The sequence below is a fragment of the Anabaena sp. CCY 0017 genome (genome assembly GCF_963920885.1).
Taxonomy (GTDB): Bacteria; Cyanobacteriota; Cyanobacteriia; order Cyanobacteriales; family Nostocaceae; genus Nodularia.
In genome coordinates this window covers 24,106-38,584 of the sequence record NZ_CAWUDG010000008.1, presented here as the reverse complement: position 1 = coordinate 38,584, position 14,479 = coordinate 24,106, and the positions used below count along the sequence as shown (strand labels likewise).

Annotated in this window: 11 protein-coding genes and 1 pseudogene; 6 read left to right on the top strand and 6 right to left on the bottom strand. The window is 42.6% G+C overall.

Annotated elements, in window-relative coordinates:
• Positions 1–57: 57 nt before the first annotated feature.
• A complete protein-coding gene (locus ACM0OW_RS12195; protein ID WP_414550364.1) occupies positions 58–1,515 on the bottom strand; it encodes a protein adenylyltransferase SelO in 1,458 nt (485 codons plus the stop codon).
• Between the two features lie 263 nt (positions 1,516–1,778).
• Between ACM0OW_RS12195 and ACM0OW_RS12190 the strand changes: the two genes are divergently transcribed.
• From ACM0OW_RS12190 to ACM0OW_RS12180, 3 genes are all read left to right on the top strand, one after another.
• A complete protein-coding gene (locus ACM0OW_RS12190) occupies positions 1,779–2,963 on the top strand; it encodes an anhydro-N-acetylmuramic acid kinase (protein WP_414550363.1) in 1,185 nt (394 codons plus the stop codon).
• 73 nt (positions 2,964–3,036) lie between these two features.
• Positions 3,037–3,483 (top strand): hypothetical protein, encoded by a 447-nt coding sequence (locus ACM0OW_RS12185; RefSeq protein WP_414550362.1) that lies wholly within the window; start codon positions 3,037–3,039, stop codon positions 3,481–3,483.
• A 179-nt stretch (positions 3,484–3,662) separates the two neighbouring features.
• Positions 3,663–5,222: a serine/threonine-protein kinase gene (locus ACM0OW_RS12180; protein WP_414550361.1), complete on the top strand. Its 1,560-nt coding sequence runs from the start codon at positions 3,663–3,665 to the stop codon at positions 5,220–5,222.
• A 484-nt stretch (positions 5,223–5,706) separates the two neighbouring features.
• Here ACM0OW_RS12180 and ACM0OW_RS12175 read toward each other — a convergent pair whose 3' ends face one another.
• The 4 genes from ACM0OW_RS12175 to ACM0OW_RS12160 all read right to left on the bottom strand — a co-directional run bounded on the left by ACM0OW_RS12175 (position 5,707) and on the right by ACM0OW_RS12160 (position 9,723).
• Positions 5,707–5,904: an NblA/ycf18 family protein gene (locus ACM0OW_RS12175; protein ID WP_006198360.1), complete on the bottom strand. Its 198-nt coding sequence runs from the start codon at positions 5,902–5,904 to the stop codon at positions 5,707–5,709.
• 921 nt (positions 5,905–6,825) lie between these two features.
• On the bottom strand, positions 6,826–7,566 hold the full coding sequence (locus ACM0OW_RS12170; protein ID WP_414550360.1) for a Stp1/IreP family PP2C-type Ser/Thr phosphatase: 741 nt from the start codon (positions 7,564–7,566) through the stop codon (positions 6,826–6,828).
• A 15-nt stretch (positions 7,567–7,581) separates the two neighbouring features.
• Positions 7,582–9,267: an ABC1 kinase family protein gene (locus ACM0OW_RS12165; protein ID WP_414550359.1), complete on the bottom strand. Its 1,686-nt coding sequence runs from the start codon at positions 9,265–9,267 to the stop codon at positions 7,582–7,584.
• 129 nt (positions 9,268–9,396) lie between these two features.
• The gene (locus tag ACM0OW_RS12160) at positions 9,397–9,723 is read right to left on the bottom strand and encodes a DUF6825 family protein (RefSeq protein WP_414550358.1); all 327 of its coding nucleotides are present in this window, start codon (positions 9,721–9,723) and stop codon (positions 9,397–9,399) included.
• A 238-nt stretch (positions 9,724–9,961) separates the two neighbouring features.
• On the opposite strand from ACM0OW_RS12160, the pseudogene ACM0OW_RS12155 reads away from it, so the two are divergent.
• Positions 9,962–10,156 (top strand): annotated as a pseudogene (locus ACM0OW_RS12155) (Uma2 family endonuclease); the annotation flags it as partial.
• Between the two features lie 74 nt (positions 10,157–10,230).
• On the opposite strand, the gene ACM0OW_RS12150 reads toward ACM0OW_RS12155, so the two are convergent.
• Positions 10,231–12,927 carry a CBS domain-containing protein gene (locus ACM0OW_RS12150; protein WP_414550357.1) on the bottom strand — a complete coding sequence of 899 codons (2,697 nt, stop codon included), beginning with the start codon at positions 12,925–12,927 and terminating at the stop codon, positions 10,231–10,233.
• 298 nt (positions 12,928–13,225) lie between these two features.
• Between ACM0OW_RS12150 and psbZ the strand changes: the two genes are divergently transcribed.
• Together psbZ and ribH are read left to right on the top strand one after the other, a co-directional pair.
• Positions 13,226–13,414 carry a photosystem II reaction center protein PsbZ gene (gene psbZ, locus ACM0OW_RS12145; RefSeq protein ID WP_194001934.1) on the top strand — a complete coding sequence of 63 codons (189 nt, stop codon included), beginning with the start codon at positions 13,226–13,228 and terminating at the stop codon, positions 13,412–13,414.
• 167 nt (positions 13,415–13,581) lie between these two features.
• Positions 13,582–14,160 (top strand): 6,7-dimethyl-8-ribityllumazine synthase, encoded by a 579-nt coding sequence (gene ribH, locus ACM0OW_RS12140; RefSeq protein WP_414550356.1) that lies wholly within the window; start codon positions 13,582–13,584, stop codon positions 14,158–14,160.
• Positions 14,161–14,479: the final 319 nt, after the last annotated feature.

Here is a 14,479-nt window from a genome sequence, read left to right as displayed (position 1 = left end):
GCCGGAAGCAGGGAGCGGGGAGCAGGGGAGAGAAAAACTATAATTGCCTCAATAGTGCTAACTTTTTGACTGAATTTGTTTGATTAAATCATTAAATGGCTGCCAATCATTTGCTTGAGAGATAGGTTCCCAAATCGATTCAATCGTCGGTCTTAATAAGACGGTTTGGGGATTACTATTAGCAAGAGTTTTGGCAATTACATCCTGATATTTAGGATCAAGAGAATTGAGGACTTTATGATATAAGAGACACCAATTATCAAAAAGTTTTGATGTTTCTGATGTAGAGATAATATCAGCATCTTTCATCACCATTTCTGGATCGTCGCGCCACCTATTAGTAAAAGTACGCGCAATTTCATAGAAAAAGTGGTGATAACCAACTTGGCTATCTTGTAAGAATTGAATAGTTAAATTTAACAATTCGTTGAATTCTGGCAATTCTAACTGCTCAAATCCTAATTTTTTCAACATTAATGAACGATATTCAGCTTGATAATACTGATTGAATTTTGCTAATTCTGACTCCATCTCAGCTTTATCAATAATTGCCTTTAATGGTTCTTGGAGCATTTCTAAATTCAACTGACAAATACTGGGTTGATGACTATAACAGTAGCGTCTATAGTAATCGAAATAAGCAGCAGTAAAATATGGGTCATAAGTCGGAATGAACGCATAAGGTCCATAATCAAAACTTTCCCCTGTAATAGACATATTGTCAGTATTCAGGACTGCATGACAAAATCCAGCCGCCATCCATTGTGCTGTTAGTTCTGCTACCCGTTTGACTAATTCTGCATAAAATAAAACATATTGATTTTTTTCAGCAATTAAATGAGGGTAATAATACTGGATTACGTGGTCTAAGAGTTTTTGGCTTAAATCTGGCCGTTGCAAATAATGTAAGCGTTCAAAAGTGCCAAAACGGATATGTGAACTATTGACTCTGACCATTACAGATGAGCGAGTTGGTGAAGGTTCATCACCCCGCCACAGAGATAAACCGGTTTCAATCATCGTCAAACAGCGAGAGGTGCGTACCCCTAATTGGTGTAATGCTTCTGCTGCTAAAACTTCTCGCACTCCGCCTTTAAGTGTAAGCATTCCATCACCACCACGAGAGTAGGGTGTTTTACCAGAACCTTTTGTACCAAAGTCATACAATTCGCCATTGGTAGCACGGACTTGTCCGTAGAGAAAGCCTCTACCATCACCCAAGTTAGGATTATACGTGCCAAACTGATAGCCGTGATAACGTAATGCTAATAGTGGTTTGCGTCCCTGAAATTTACCAAAGGCGTTGCTAAAATCTTCGTTTGTAACTGTTTGGGGGTTTAGTCCCAAAAGAGGTAGCAGTGCATCATTGCGCCAGCGTACAATATGTTGGGGAAAATCTTCTGCACTTACTTCGTCGTAATAATCATCACCCAAAGATTCTAATGCTGGTTCGTAGTTGAGGGTGAGAAAAGGATTGTGAGAATTTTCGTTGTTGGAAGTTTCAGCCAGATTCATTAGGAGAAAAGCTAATTGATTCTATCTTTTATCCTACCCCCCGGCAGCAGGCAGTGTGAAGTGAACGACATGAATATTACTGTTATAAGTTTATGGGAAGTTCAATTGCCAACACAAACATTGATTCAGATACCTGACTTATTGCATAAATTTGGTATGTTTTTATATATAAATTATTAACATCAGTCAGCAGCCAACTTTGGTTGAAAAAAAGTAGTATAAATTCAGATACACCTTTGCGATCTACAAAATAATTTCTGCCCATGTATCCTCAACAAGTTACTGGACCGACTCGCGTTATAGGTTTAATTAGCGGCACTTCTGTAGATGGTATAGATGCTGCTTTGGTGGAAGTTTCTGGTAGTGATTTGGATTTGAAAATTGAGTTGCTAGCAGGGGAAACATATCCCTACGCTGCCGAATTAAGAGAAAAAATTTTAGCCGTTGGTGCAGGTGCTGCGATCGCAATGGCAGAATTAGCAGAACTAGATGATGCGATCGCCTCTGCTTTCGCCCAAGCGGCTCAAAATATCCAAATCGGTCACAAACCAGCAACTTTGATTGGTTCCCACGGTCAAACTGTTTACCATCGACCGCCCCAAGGGGGAAGTCAAAAATCCAACTCTCTGGGTTATAGCTTGCAATTAGGTCGTGGTGCTTTGATTGCTCATCTGACGGGAATTACGACTGTGAGTAATTTTCGATTGGCGGATATCAATATTGGTGGTCATGGTGCGCCCCTGGTGCCGAGAGTCGATGCTTTTTTGCTGAGTGATTCAGTACAAGGACGTTGCATTCAAAATATTGGTGGAATTGGCAATGTTGCTTACATTCCGCCTCGTGGTGGTGACTGGCTGTCAAAAATTCGCGGTTGGGATACTGGCCCCGGAAATAGTTTATTGGATTTGGCAGTACAGCATTTAACTGATGGTGCTAAGTCTTATGATGAAAACGGTAACTGGGCAGCCACTGGTATTCCTTGCAATTCATTAGTAGAACAATGGCTGAAGCAAGATTACTTTCATCTACACCCGCCTAAATCTACAGGTCGTGAGTTGTTCGGTGTGGCTTACCTGCATGAGTGTTTAAAAGATGCCGAACCGTACCAACTCAATCCGCCTGACCTACTGGCCACACTCACAGAACTCACGGTTGCTACAATTGCTCACAGTTATCAAACTTTTTTACCCCAAATGCCCCAGCAGGTGTTATTGTGCGGTGGCGGTAGTCGTAATCTCTATTTAAAACAAAGATTACAGTTATTGTTACCATCAATACCAGTTTTGACGACAGATGAAGTTGGCTTGAATGCGGATTTTAAAGAAGCGATCGCCTTTGCTGTGTTAGCCTACTGGCGACAAATGGGGCTTCCTGGTAATTTACCTGCGGCCACTGGCGCACCTTGTGAAGTCCTTCTGGGCGAAATTCATCCAGAGGTAGCATCATAAAAATATTGCCATAGTATTTGTATTTAAGTCATGCTGGATGGGGGAGATTTGATCAAGACAAGGAACATACAAGGTGGCTCACACTTTTTTATTGGAACCAGGACGCTGGATCATGGAAGGAAATTGGCTAGAGCGTCATGGTATGCCAATCAGCGTTAAAGGTATGACCTTGGTGGCGTGGAATCGAGGTAACTGGTTCACTATGGCCACAAAGTTGATATTTCCAGGTAGCGATCGCTCGGAAATTTCTTTGCAATATAAGGGACGGTTAGACAAGGGCGCGCGTCAGTATAGTTTTTTAATGCAACATAATCTTTTCGGCCAAATTGAAGGTGAGGGTTGGATTGGTGTAGATACTATTGTGCAGCGTTATTGGGTACTAGGCGATCGCCAACGTCGTAGTGGCTTTGAAACCATTCACCGCATTTCAGAAAATAAATATTATCTCACCAGTGGCGTTATGGCTGGTTATGTCTTAACCAATACAATGGAAGCTAGCTTAGAGCGTCAGTTAACATAAACTAACCGACTTCCCATTGATTTCTGGGAAATTATCGTCCTCTAGCTTGTATCTTGCAACAGGAGATGTTTAGTTAACCAAAATTGGGCAAGCTAATACTACTCGATCTCAAAGTACGGAATATCATTAAACATCACAACTATTAATCAAATTTATAGAATATTGGAGTCGAATTTTCTATGTCAGACCCCAACATTGGTCGTTTAGTCGGCAAACGCTACCAGCTTCAAGAGTTAATTGGTACTGGAGCTATGGGTAAAGTTTATCGTGCTAAGGATATTTTGTTGGGAGGCGTACCTGTAGCTGTGAAGTTTCTCGCCTTGTCCATACAAAATAAAAAGATGCGGTTGCAAGACCGCTTTGAGACAGAAGCGAAAACCTGTGCCTTACTAGGGCAGAAAACCATCCACATTGTCCGAGTCATGGACTACGGTGTAGACGAAAATGGTACGCCGTTCTATGTAATGGAATACTTACAGGGAAAAAGCCTCAACCAGGTGATCCGCCAACAAAGTTTAACTTTTACCCGATTTTTGAGTATGGCACGTCAAATTAGTTTGGGGTTGAAGTGCGCTCATGATGGCATCTCGGTTGATGGCACAGTCTACCCCATTATTCATCGTGATATCAAACCCAGCAATATACTGGTGATTCAAGATCCTAGTTTTGGCGAATTGGTCAAGGTGCTAGATTTTGGGATAGCTAAATTACTAGAAGCAAATAGCGATCAGACAAAATACTATTTAGGAACAATGGCTTATTCCTCTCCCGAACAAATGGAGGGGAAAAAATTAGACCATCGCGCCGATATTTATAGTCTGGGCGTGATGATGTTCGAGATGCTTACAGGCAAAATGCCCCTAGTCGCACCAACGCACTCTTTTGGGGCATGGTATAAAACGCATCAAAGTAAAGAGCCACGTTCCTTTGCTGAAGTTGCTCCCAGGTTGCAAATTCCCCAGTCTGCCCAAAATTTAGTCATGAGTTGTTTGGCTAAAGCCGCAAGCGATCGCCCTCAAAGCATTGGTGAGATCCTCCAGGTGATAGAATCACTCGAACAGGATGAACGCCAACAAGCAAATTCACCTGAGCATGATGCAGCTACCGTCCACATCATGAGGGATGAGGCGGAGCCAAAAACACAAGTCGATTTGCAGGGATCTTTATCAAACGATGAATTTGCTCTGGTTCGTGATGCTTCCTGGCCTACCAATAAACCAATTGCCGATATTGTTTTCCCCAAATCCATCCGCCAGCCCAATGGGGAGATGCTCCCAGCGCTATGGGTGATGTTACCGCAGCAAGAAATTATCAAACGCTTCATCTGTAATATTTATAATCAATTTTTGTTTATTACTGCTCCCCACCCCATGTTGCTCTGGATTACTGTGATCTACAATCGCCAACATGGTGCTAAATGTTTGCCTTATTACCTAGACATGAAAACCAGTCATGGTCAAGAAATCGCTGGCTTACTGGCACAGACAGCTTCCTATCGTCTGTTATTATTTGCACGGGAAGCACCGGAACGCTGTTCTCACGTCCTCCTAGCCAGTATTGACCCAGCCCAGCCCCAACGACTGCAACAGTGGATAGCAATGAGTCAAACCTTTGCCTCGTCAGCCCCGGCTCATCTGAGTAAAACTTTACTTAAAAACGAGTACGAAAAAATTAAGCCCAAAATTTTGGCAAAGTTGGAAACAGTTTCCACAAATTTATCCTTTAGAACTTCCAGCTAGTATCGCCGTGAGATGGGTATTCTGAGAACCTCTCCCATAGCATGAAATGTACCTTTTAGAAAATATTAACCTTTGTTAAGAAAGATATATATCTAGTTGTAAGCGTTATTAATAAAAAATATAATAAGTATCGATGAGTTTAGCGCTGTGGAATAATTAGATGAAGCAGTTTTCATCAGAGTGAAAACAGTGTTGATAGCTCAAAGCCTGAAAGCAACTAACTTGCTTTATACTCAGAACTCAGAACCTTACTCTCAGCAAAGTTTCAATTAAATTTGGTCAAGCCTGATTTCTAATTGCACCCCAAAACTACAGTAGATTTGTCAAACTATATAGAGCTTATAATCCTGCTGAGTAAAGCTTTAGGTATGTAATTATCTGTATTAAGTTGTTGATTTGAGTTGACGCCCCAGCATCCCCAGCTCTTTTCCTCCGTGGAACTAAGCAAGAGAAGGAGGTCGCCCACTGCGACACACATACTAACCTATGCCATAGTGGAACCGGAATCTAAGCCCCACTGGTGCTTGAGCAACTCTTGATAGGTAGCTTCGCGTACCATCATCTGCTCATAAAGCTTCACTAAAAAGTCTTTAGCTTGGTCGTTACTCATGTGCTGTACTTGAGTAGCAAAGGAGCGAATGCTAAATTGCTGTTCCAAAGATAGTTCGATGGGTTGACTCATAATAAACTCCGAGAAAAACAACGCGTAACATTGATGTTGATTACAGAAGGGCAAAAAGTATAATAAGTGGGTCAGTACATATTATATATTTGTACCTCTGTATTAAGAAAGATAACAATTGTTTGACGAATTGCCCACATCCTTATGGGTAAGATTCCCGTATTGATGTTTTGCAGATCAATCAACTGATGTATAACCTAGGTTTACTAAAGCAAATCAGGGGCAGAAATCACTTATTGTCTACCATCGGTAAGTTATGGCTAAAGTGCTAAGTGCTGAGTAGAAACCCATTTGTTTCCAGAACCTCAAGCAATTAACCATGTCCTAACCTCCTTGGCGGTTACTGTAGATTGGAATACCCTAATTTACGTGCCACTCATTTCAACGTCTCTTGTGAGGATCTGTTGGTCGAGGGGTAGTAAGAGGTATTAAGCGTAAATTATATGCGACATACATGATTATGTGCAAAAAGTCAATTAACGATATTGTGCAGTATTAGTCTCCAAATAGGTAAATTTGGAGCTTAAAGTATTTGTATCAAGTTGTAAATATGAAAAATGCTCAGGCTGAACAAATAGCTGAGTATATCTACTAAAAAATTGAATTATTGGCAATTTGGGATTTTAATTTCCCCGTTTGTAGTCGCCACCCATCGAAAATTATTAAAATATTCTTACAGGCAGCACTCCTGTACGGGCGGATTTACTAAGGATGTTGACAAACCACAGACTGACTGCTTCAACCCGCCCCTACCCACTCAGCACGCTGCTCAACGCCCCGCTAGCGCTTTAAGCGCAGCCATGCCCGCAGGGCTTTACAGCAGTCAGCACTCCTGTACGGGCGGGTTTACTAAGAATGTTGACGAACTACAGACTGACTGACTGCTTAAACCCGCCCCTACCCACTCAGCACTCTCCCCACTCAGCACTCAGCACTTTCTTCTCGTGAAACCATCACAATTGTGATGTTATCGTGTCCACCTTGCGCTTTGGCGGCTTCAATTAGAGCGAGAGAAGCTTCCTTCAATATGGGAGAGTTGCGGAGGTGGTCAGCAATATTCTGATTGTTCAGTTCTTCGGTCAGACCATCACTGCATAGCAACAGGCGATCGCCTAATTGAAAATCTAGCTTCTGCACATCAACTTGATGCAAGTCTTCCCTACCCAAACACCGGGATAATATATGGCGGTAGGGGTGATTTCGAGCTTCTTCTTCAGTAATATCACCTAGTTTGATCGCCCTAGCCACCCACGTGTGGTCTTCCGTAACCTGTTGTAGTTTCGAGTCCCGAAACCGATATAACCTGGAATCACCAACGTGAGCGCACCAAGGCGCATCTGTAGAGCGAAAAATCACGGCGACGATGGTCGTACCCATATCGGCACGTTCGGGATGCTGTTTCTGATCCTGGATAATGGCTTGATTTGCTTGCCATAGGGCTTTTTCGAGCAATTTGGGAGTAGTTTCAGCACTATCCCAGTGGGACACCAAAAAAGCTTGAATTTCCTGCGTGGCGATGCGACTTGCTTGTTCACCCCCTGCATGACCACCCATACCATCAGCAACAATAAAAAATCGTCCTTCAGGATCGATATAGTAAGCATCCTGGTTGCTAGAACGAATAAGTCCCGGATCGCTAGAACCCGTGAAGTTAAGTTTCATAATTTTTGAGAACAATTAATACGTGCGGTCATAACGGTCGAGGCGTGATAGCAAGCGAATTAGGATGATTGATAATGCTGCGGCAATTAAACCAGCTAGCACGGCCAGCCATACATAACGATTAACTAATAAAATTGTAGCGGAAAGAGTAAATCCACTGATAATTAAAGCATAAGTTGTGCCTAATTGAATGTTACTCTGCCTTCGTAGCAGACGCTCCGTTTCTATTGAACGGACACGCACACGCATATCACCGCGTTCTAATTTCTCTAATGTATCCTCTAATCTCCGAGGCAAACCGAATGCAGTTGTACTGACTTGAACGGCTTGGCGACTTAACTCATTGATAAAGCTATTATTATCAGGACCATTCATATTTGTTATTAGTTGCATTGCATAAGGTTGGGCAACTTCCATAAAGTTAAATTCTGGATCTAAGCCTTTGCCTACCCCCTCAAGAGTAGAAAAAGCTCGCATCACAAAAGTGAAGGTTGCGGGAAATCTAAATGGCTGATTATAAGCTAATTCATACAAATCATCACTGATTGCGGCCACAGACTGATTTTCAAAGGGCTGATCCATGAAATTGTCCAGCATATACTGAACAGAACGCCGCACAGGGCCCATATCATCTGTCGGGGCGATCGCACCTAAATCGATCAGAGACTGGACAACGCGATCGCCATCTTTTTGAGCAATGCCAAACAGCGTTTCCATCAACCCTTCACGCACATTAGACTGAATTTGCCCCATCATGCCGAAGTCGTAGAAAATTAAGTCACCATTAGGACTCACAGCAATATTGCCTGGGTGAGGATCGGCATGGAAAAAGCCGTTATTCAGCAACTGCAACAAATAAGCTTGCGCGCCTTGACGTGCTAACACCTTCCGATCTAAACCTGCAGCTTCTAAAGCTTCATATTGGCTAATTTTAATTCCGGGGAGGTATTCTAAAGTCAATATTTTGGGTGAAGCATAACGCCAGTAAACTCTAGGGACTTTTACCCATTCATAGCCGCGAAAATTCCGACGAAAAGTATCAGCATTGCGACCTTCATTGAGATAATCAATTTCTTCCCAAAGAATGCGACAACATTCGTCGTAAATTCCTAGCCAATCGCGCCCCCGTCCCCATTTCGGGTGATTTTGAAAATAGCGGGTGATCCCCTTGAGAATCTGTAAATCGATTTCAAATAACTGCTTCAGTCCAGGACGTTGTATTTTCACAACAACTGATTCCCCGGTGTGTAACACAGCTTTGTGTACTTGCCCTAAACTAGCAGCCGCCAGGGGAATAGGTTCAAAATTCTGGAATAATTCCGGAATTTTCTTGCCTAATTCCTCCTCAATACTGGTTTCTACTTGCTCATAGCTAAAAGCTGGCACTTTATCCTGTAATTTTGCCAATTCTTCGACATATTCTCCAGGAAATATATCAGCACGGGTAGAAAATAACTGCCCGACTTTAATAAAAGTTGGACCTAAGTCCAACAGGGTATTACGAATCCAGACCGCTTGGGCTTTGCGTCTGGCAACTTGTTTAGCCTCAGTGACACCGCCAGCATAACTCCAAGATTTGTTGTAACGCCAAAGCTTGAACATTAAGGTTAAGACAAAAGACCAAATGTCCACAAAGCGCCGTCTGCTAGAGTAGTTTTCCCGATTCCAACGGTATGCCTTCTCTGAATAACCTGTTTCCATATTTTTTGTTTACCGTTGGTTGTTAACCAAATCCCTTGGATGAAAATACACTCTGATTTTTGAACTATTTACCAGCAAATGTCATGTAATCATGACTAATAAGCAATGATTAATGATCAATGGCCAAATTTATACAGAACTGCTGCGATAACGTTGCAATTCATTGCGTAAGAGTGCGATTTCGGCTCTGAGTTCATCAATTGTTGCTTGTAAATCCACAGGCTCAGAACTAGAATAGCCACCGCCGGGGGTGCTTTGACCAGCATTAGCAGCCTCTGCTGCCCGATTTGCCCGTTCTAGTACCTCTTCTGTGAACTGGCGCATTTGTTCTCTAGCTTCGGCATCAAATTTGCCCAAATCGCTCAAAGCGTCGGTTACAGCGACTTCTAGACGCTCATTAATTACTTCGGCTACTGCTCTGCCTACGAAAAAGGCTTGTACAAGGGGGTTACTCATAAATTTTTGTTACGTTGCTCCGCAAGAGAATTATAACTTGCCTGCCTGCTTTGCGGCTTCTGCTGGGGAGCGATAAATTTAAACCAATCAGGAATTACTCAATTACCGCAGGCGAAGAGGTTATCAAGTAGCATATCTGTACACAGCTTACAGGCGTTCACGTAGTGTACCGCAGGTAATCGCATAGCATAAAAATGCTAAATTCGACTGAATAATTACTTGATGCCATACTTATTCTATGACCATTGCTCAAGAATTAGCTCCCCAAGCAGGCATCTCTAAAGATGTTATATTTCCCCCTGGTGATTTATATAGTGATGAACCTCCCTTGGAAACCGAACTGCATCTACGGCAAATAATTCTACTTTTCAAATGTCTAGAATGGTTGTGGCGAGACAGAAATGATTTTTATATTCTGATGTCTCTTCTAGTTGTAAATATTCTTCTGGAGTGTACTGGCGTTTTTGTGTTTGGATTTGCATAAAACTTATCTCTGTGCAAGACACTTTATTGAGGATAATGCTGGGCTAAAAATTCTTCAGCTTCTTGTCTATTTTTAATCACTCCATCTAAAGTAGCGACGAGTAAATCATCTAATATTTGGCGATATTGTTTCCCTGGTTTGTAGCCTAATTGCTTCAAATCATTACCATTGAGTATCGGCTCCACATTTGCCAACACTGTTAAATAATGCCATATCTGCCGTCTGAGGATGCGCGGACTGGGCAAAGCAATTAAAATCAGCATGGGTAAATCATACTGTCGTAGCACCTGCACTATGGCACTAGGACGCTGACAAGTTGGTAATAATTCCTGTACCTGAATTTGGGCTTTAGTCAAATTTTCCAAGCGTTTAATACCATCCTCTGGTAAATGCAGATTTTTGGCTACTTTCTCCCGATACGGCGGTTCTAAGTGGGCAATTAATGCTTCTAGGCGCATTTCCCAATTAGTGAGGGTTTGTTCAGAATCAAAACGTCGTAAACAGCGTTCTAATAATCGCAATTGCTGCAAAAGCGATTCATCTAGCTTCAGGGTGGGATGAATACACTGCAACGCGCCTAATTTATTCAGTAGTTCTAACGCTGATTTCCAATAGGGGGCTTGAAGAATATATTTTAATTCGGCTTTGAGTCGAGTTTGTAAGGCTGGGGTTTTAATATTTGTTTGGGCAGTGCGATCGTAAACGCCACTATTAATGGCATAGTGGATAAACTCTTCGGTTTGCGATTCCAACTCAAAGCCAAAGCGCACAGCAAAGCGCACACCTCGATAAATGCGAGTCGGGTCTTCAATAAAACTATTGGGGTGTAAAACCCGAATTTGCTTGGCTTGTAAATCTAGTAAACCGCCGAAGAAATCGAGTAATTCCCCAGGACGAGGGGAGGTAAGGCGCAAGGCGAGGGCGTTAACGCTGAAATCACGACGATATAAGTCTTGTCGAATGGAACTAGCTTCAACTTCCGGGTTTGCGGCTGGATAAGGATAAAATTCTGTTCTAGCGGTAGCAATATCCATCCATAAAGAATCTAATTCTGGGTCTTTGTGCCACAATAAAGCCGCAGTTTGAAAAGCCCCATGAATTTCTAACCGCGCCCCTGCATAAATTTCTTGCAGTGCTTTTGCTAGTTCTACCCCAGCACCCACATCTGCTGCTTGGTGAAAGCCATCAACTACAAGGTCAATATCTGTAATCATTAATGTCCCGGCGGCTGATTCAGCTAACAGCAAATCTCGCACCGCACCCCCGACTAAGTAAAGATGCCAACCCCGTTTTTCCGCTTCTTGGGATGCTACGGTGAGTAATTGCCATAGTTGCGGCGCAAGGCGATTTTGTAACTCTGTATTCAGGGTAATTTTGACTTTTTGCTCTCCATCATCCCATCTTCCCATATCTTCATCGGCTTGATGTAATTGCCGCAAGACATCAGTGCGAGTAACAATTCCCATTAATTGCCCGTTTTCTAATACTGGTAAGCGTCCAATATCATAAGTTACCATCAGGGATTCAATTTGTGGCAGGATGGTATCTGGTGTAATTGTTTTGACTTTATTAGCCATGTAGCCTTTGACTGGCGCATGACTAAATCCGTGGTGTAGGGCAATATCTATATCTCGTCTGGAAATAATTCCTACTAGTTTTCCTTCGGTATCGACTACAGATAAACCAGAGTGTCCATAGCGTAATAAGATGTTTTGGGCTTGGGAAATTGTGGTTTCGGGGCGAATGGTGCGGACTGGGGAGGACATCAAGTCTCTGGCTGTGGGCGGATGAGGAATTGAGGCTTTGATGCCGTCTAGGAGTTGTTGTAATATTTCCTGTGGATTGACTTGGCGTAAACTCAATGATGCGGCTTGAGAATGTCCACCACCACCGAATATTTGAAATAAGAGGTTGAGATTGACACCGGGAATTTGGCTTCTGCCAATGATGGTTAAACGCGATTCATTTTCTTTGTGGTTATATTCGTTTGCCAATAGTAAAGCATCAATTTCGGTTAATTCCACCAGTTGCGAAGCTAAACTTGATAACCCTGGCACAAATTCTTCTGTTTTTAGTGTTACCCAACCAATAGTATATCCACGTAAAGAAAAATATTCTAAGTTTTCTAAGGCTTCAGTTAATAGCTGCTGTAATTGCGGCGATAAACCAGGGTCAAGATAAGTGGAAATTACTGATGAACTCACTCCTTGTTGCATTAACCAAGCTAAAGCTAAAGCATCTCTGGGTGTGGCACTGTCAAAGGTTAAGGAGCCTGTATCCACATGAATACCCAAAGCCATAACTGTGGCTTGAGATAAAGTCAGGGGAATTTGCTGTTGTTGCAATTGTTCCACCATTAAAGTTGTACAGGCTCCCACTGGTTCAATATGGGATGCTGTGGCGGGAATATTTAGCTGTTGACTGATATGGTGGTCATAAACTATGATTTCTATGTTCGGTAAATCTAACCATTCAGCAGCTTTGCCCAGGCGATCGCGCTGTTGCGTATCCACAACTCTCAAAGAACGAATATTGTCGGGAATTACTGCACGTCTTTCAATCAGGGGATACTCATCGCGATGTAGTGCCAAAAAATCTTTTACAGGTGGATGTGCGCCTCCACTCAGGACAATCTTACTCCCTGGCAATAAACACGTCAGCCCAACTGCGGCTCCTAATGCGTCAAAATCTGCGGTTGTATGGCAAAGAATTAAGTCCATAGCTTTTAGTAGTGCTGAGTGCTGGGTGCTGAGTGGGGAAAGTTCTGAGTGCTGAGTGCTGAGTGGGGAAAGTTCTGAGTAGAGAGAAGAATTCAGAAAACTTAAGTTGAAAGAAAGTATTCAGCACTTGTTTGGTCAATAGTCAATGGTCATCTGTACAGACAACTGGATCTATTTAGAACTAACTGATAACTATAGTGACGCAATTTCTGCTAGGTTAACAAATAAGGCAAAACCTTTCGTGTCGCCCTTTACGATATTCTAGATTTAGTATTTGGCTAGTTTGAGAGAAGGAAAAATGACCATAATATTTCAATTCGCTTTGATATCTTTAGTTCTCACATCTTTTGTTTTGGTAGTTGGCGTTCCTGTTGCCTATGCTACCCCGCAAAATTGGGTGGAATCGAAAAAACTCCTTTGGCTTGGTTCTGGAGTCTGGATTGCTTTGGTGCTTTTAGTGGGTGTATTAAACTTTTTCGTGGTTTAAGCGATCGCTAATCTCTATTTGCCAAAAATAGCATAGCAACTACAGGAGCAGAAGAGCTAAGAACAGGATGTTTCGATTTTCTGGTTCTATTAATTGTACTCTTCTGCTCTTCTGCATTTAAAGAAGAAATGTATATTGGTCAGAGTATAGTTGATTAAGAGGCAGTTATGGCAGTTTTTGAGGGAACTTTTGCTCAAACGGAACCGTTGCATTTAGCAGTGGTTGTGGGTCGATTCAACGACCTCGTTACCGGGAAGCTGCTAGAGGGTTGTCAAGATTGCTTGAAACGCCACGGTGTAGATCCAGACCCCCACGGTAGTCAGGTGGACTATGTTTGGGTTCCGGGAAGTTTTGAAGTACCTCTGGTCGCCCGCCAACTTGCACTTTCCCATCGTTATGATGCGGTAATTTGTTTGGGTGCAGTGATTCGGGGACAAACGCCTCATTTTGATTATGTCTCGGCTGAAGTATCTAAGGGTATCGCCGCCGCTAGCTTTCAAACGGGTGTGCCGGTAATTTTTGGCATTTTGACCGTGGATACCATGCAGCAAGCCTTAGAACGAGCCGGGATTAAAGGTAATCATGGCTGGGATTATGCCATGAACGCCCTAGAAATGGCTAGTCTGATGCGGCAATTGCGGTCTAATCTCACAGACTCATATCCCCGAAATGGTCAGTCTTTACCAGCATCTTTTTCTGAGAAGAACATCGGCAATTTAGCCGCAGAGTCAGAAGAAGTCGGCTGAGTCTGGTGCAAGATGTGCTGAGGAATGGGGATTTAATCAAATGCACCAACCTCACCCCTAACCCCTGTTATTACCAAGTCTACGGTGTACACACAAGTCGAAAAATCTTGCCCACATTGGCTTGTCAATCCAGTAGGGTGCGTTATGGACGCTAGTCCTAACGCACCGAAAATTGAAGATGGTGCGTTGCGCTACACGACAACACACCCTACAAACAAGGATTAGAAATCATTTAATCATTTGTGTGTACACGGTAGCTTACCAAGTAGAGGGGAGAAATCAAAAAAGAGTCAGAAATTTAAATTTAGGGGTTGACAAA

Bases quoted from the DNA above. Each gene is read 5' to 3' on its own strand.
- ACM0OW_RS12165 (WP_414550359.1), bottom strand. From the start codon at position 9,267: ATGGAAACAGGTTATTCAGAGAAGGCATACCGTTGGAATCGGGAAAAC.
- ACM0OW_RS12160 (WP_414550358.1), bottom strand. From the start codon at position 9,723: ATGAGTAACCCCCTTGTACAAGCCTTTTTCGTAGGCAGAGCAGTAGCC.
- ribH (WP_414550356.1), top strand. From the start codon at position 13,582: ATGGCAGTTTTTGAGGGAACTTTTGCTCAAACGGAACCGTTGCATTTA.
- ACM0OW_RS12175 (WP_006198360.1), bottom strand. From the start codon at position 5,904: ATGAGTCAACCCATCGAACTATCTTTGGAACAGCAATTTAGCATTCGC.
- ACM0OW_RS12170 (WP_414550360.1), bottom strand. From the start codon at position 7,566: ATGAAACTTAACTTCACGGGTTCTAGCGATCCGGGACTTATTCGTTCT.
- ACM0OW_RS12190 (WP_414550363.1), top strand. From the start codon at position 1,779: ATGTATCCTCAACAAGTTACTGGACCGACTCGCGTTATAGGTTTAATT.
- ACM0OW_RS12180 (WP_414550361.1), top strand. From the start codon at position 3,663: ATGTCAGACCCCAACATTGGTCGTTTAGTCGGCAAACGCTACCAGCTT.
- psbZ (WP_194001934.1), top strand. From the start codon at position 13,226: ATGACCATAATATTTCAATTCGCTTTGATATCTTTAGTTCTCACATCT.
- ACM0OW_RS12195 (WP_414550364.1), bottom strand. From the start codon at position 1,515: ATGAATCTGGCTGAAACTTCCAACAACGAAAATTCTCACAATCCTTTT.
- ACM0OW_RS12150 (WP_414550357.1), bottom strand. From the start codon at position 12,927: ATGGACTTAATTCTTTGCCATACAACCGCAGATTTTGACGCATTAGGA.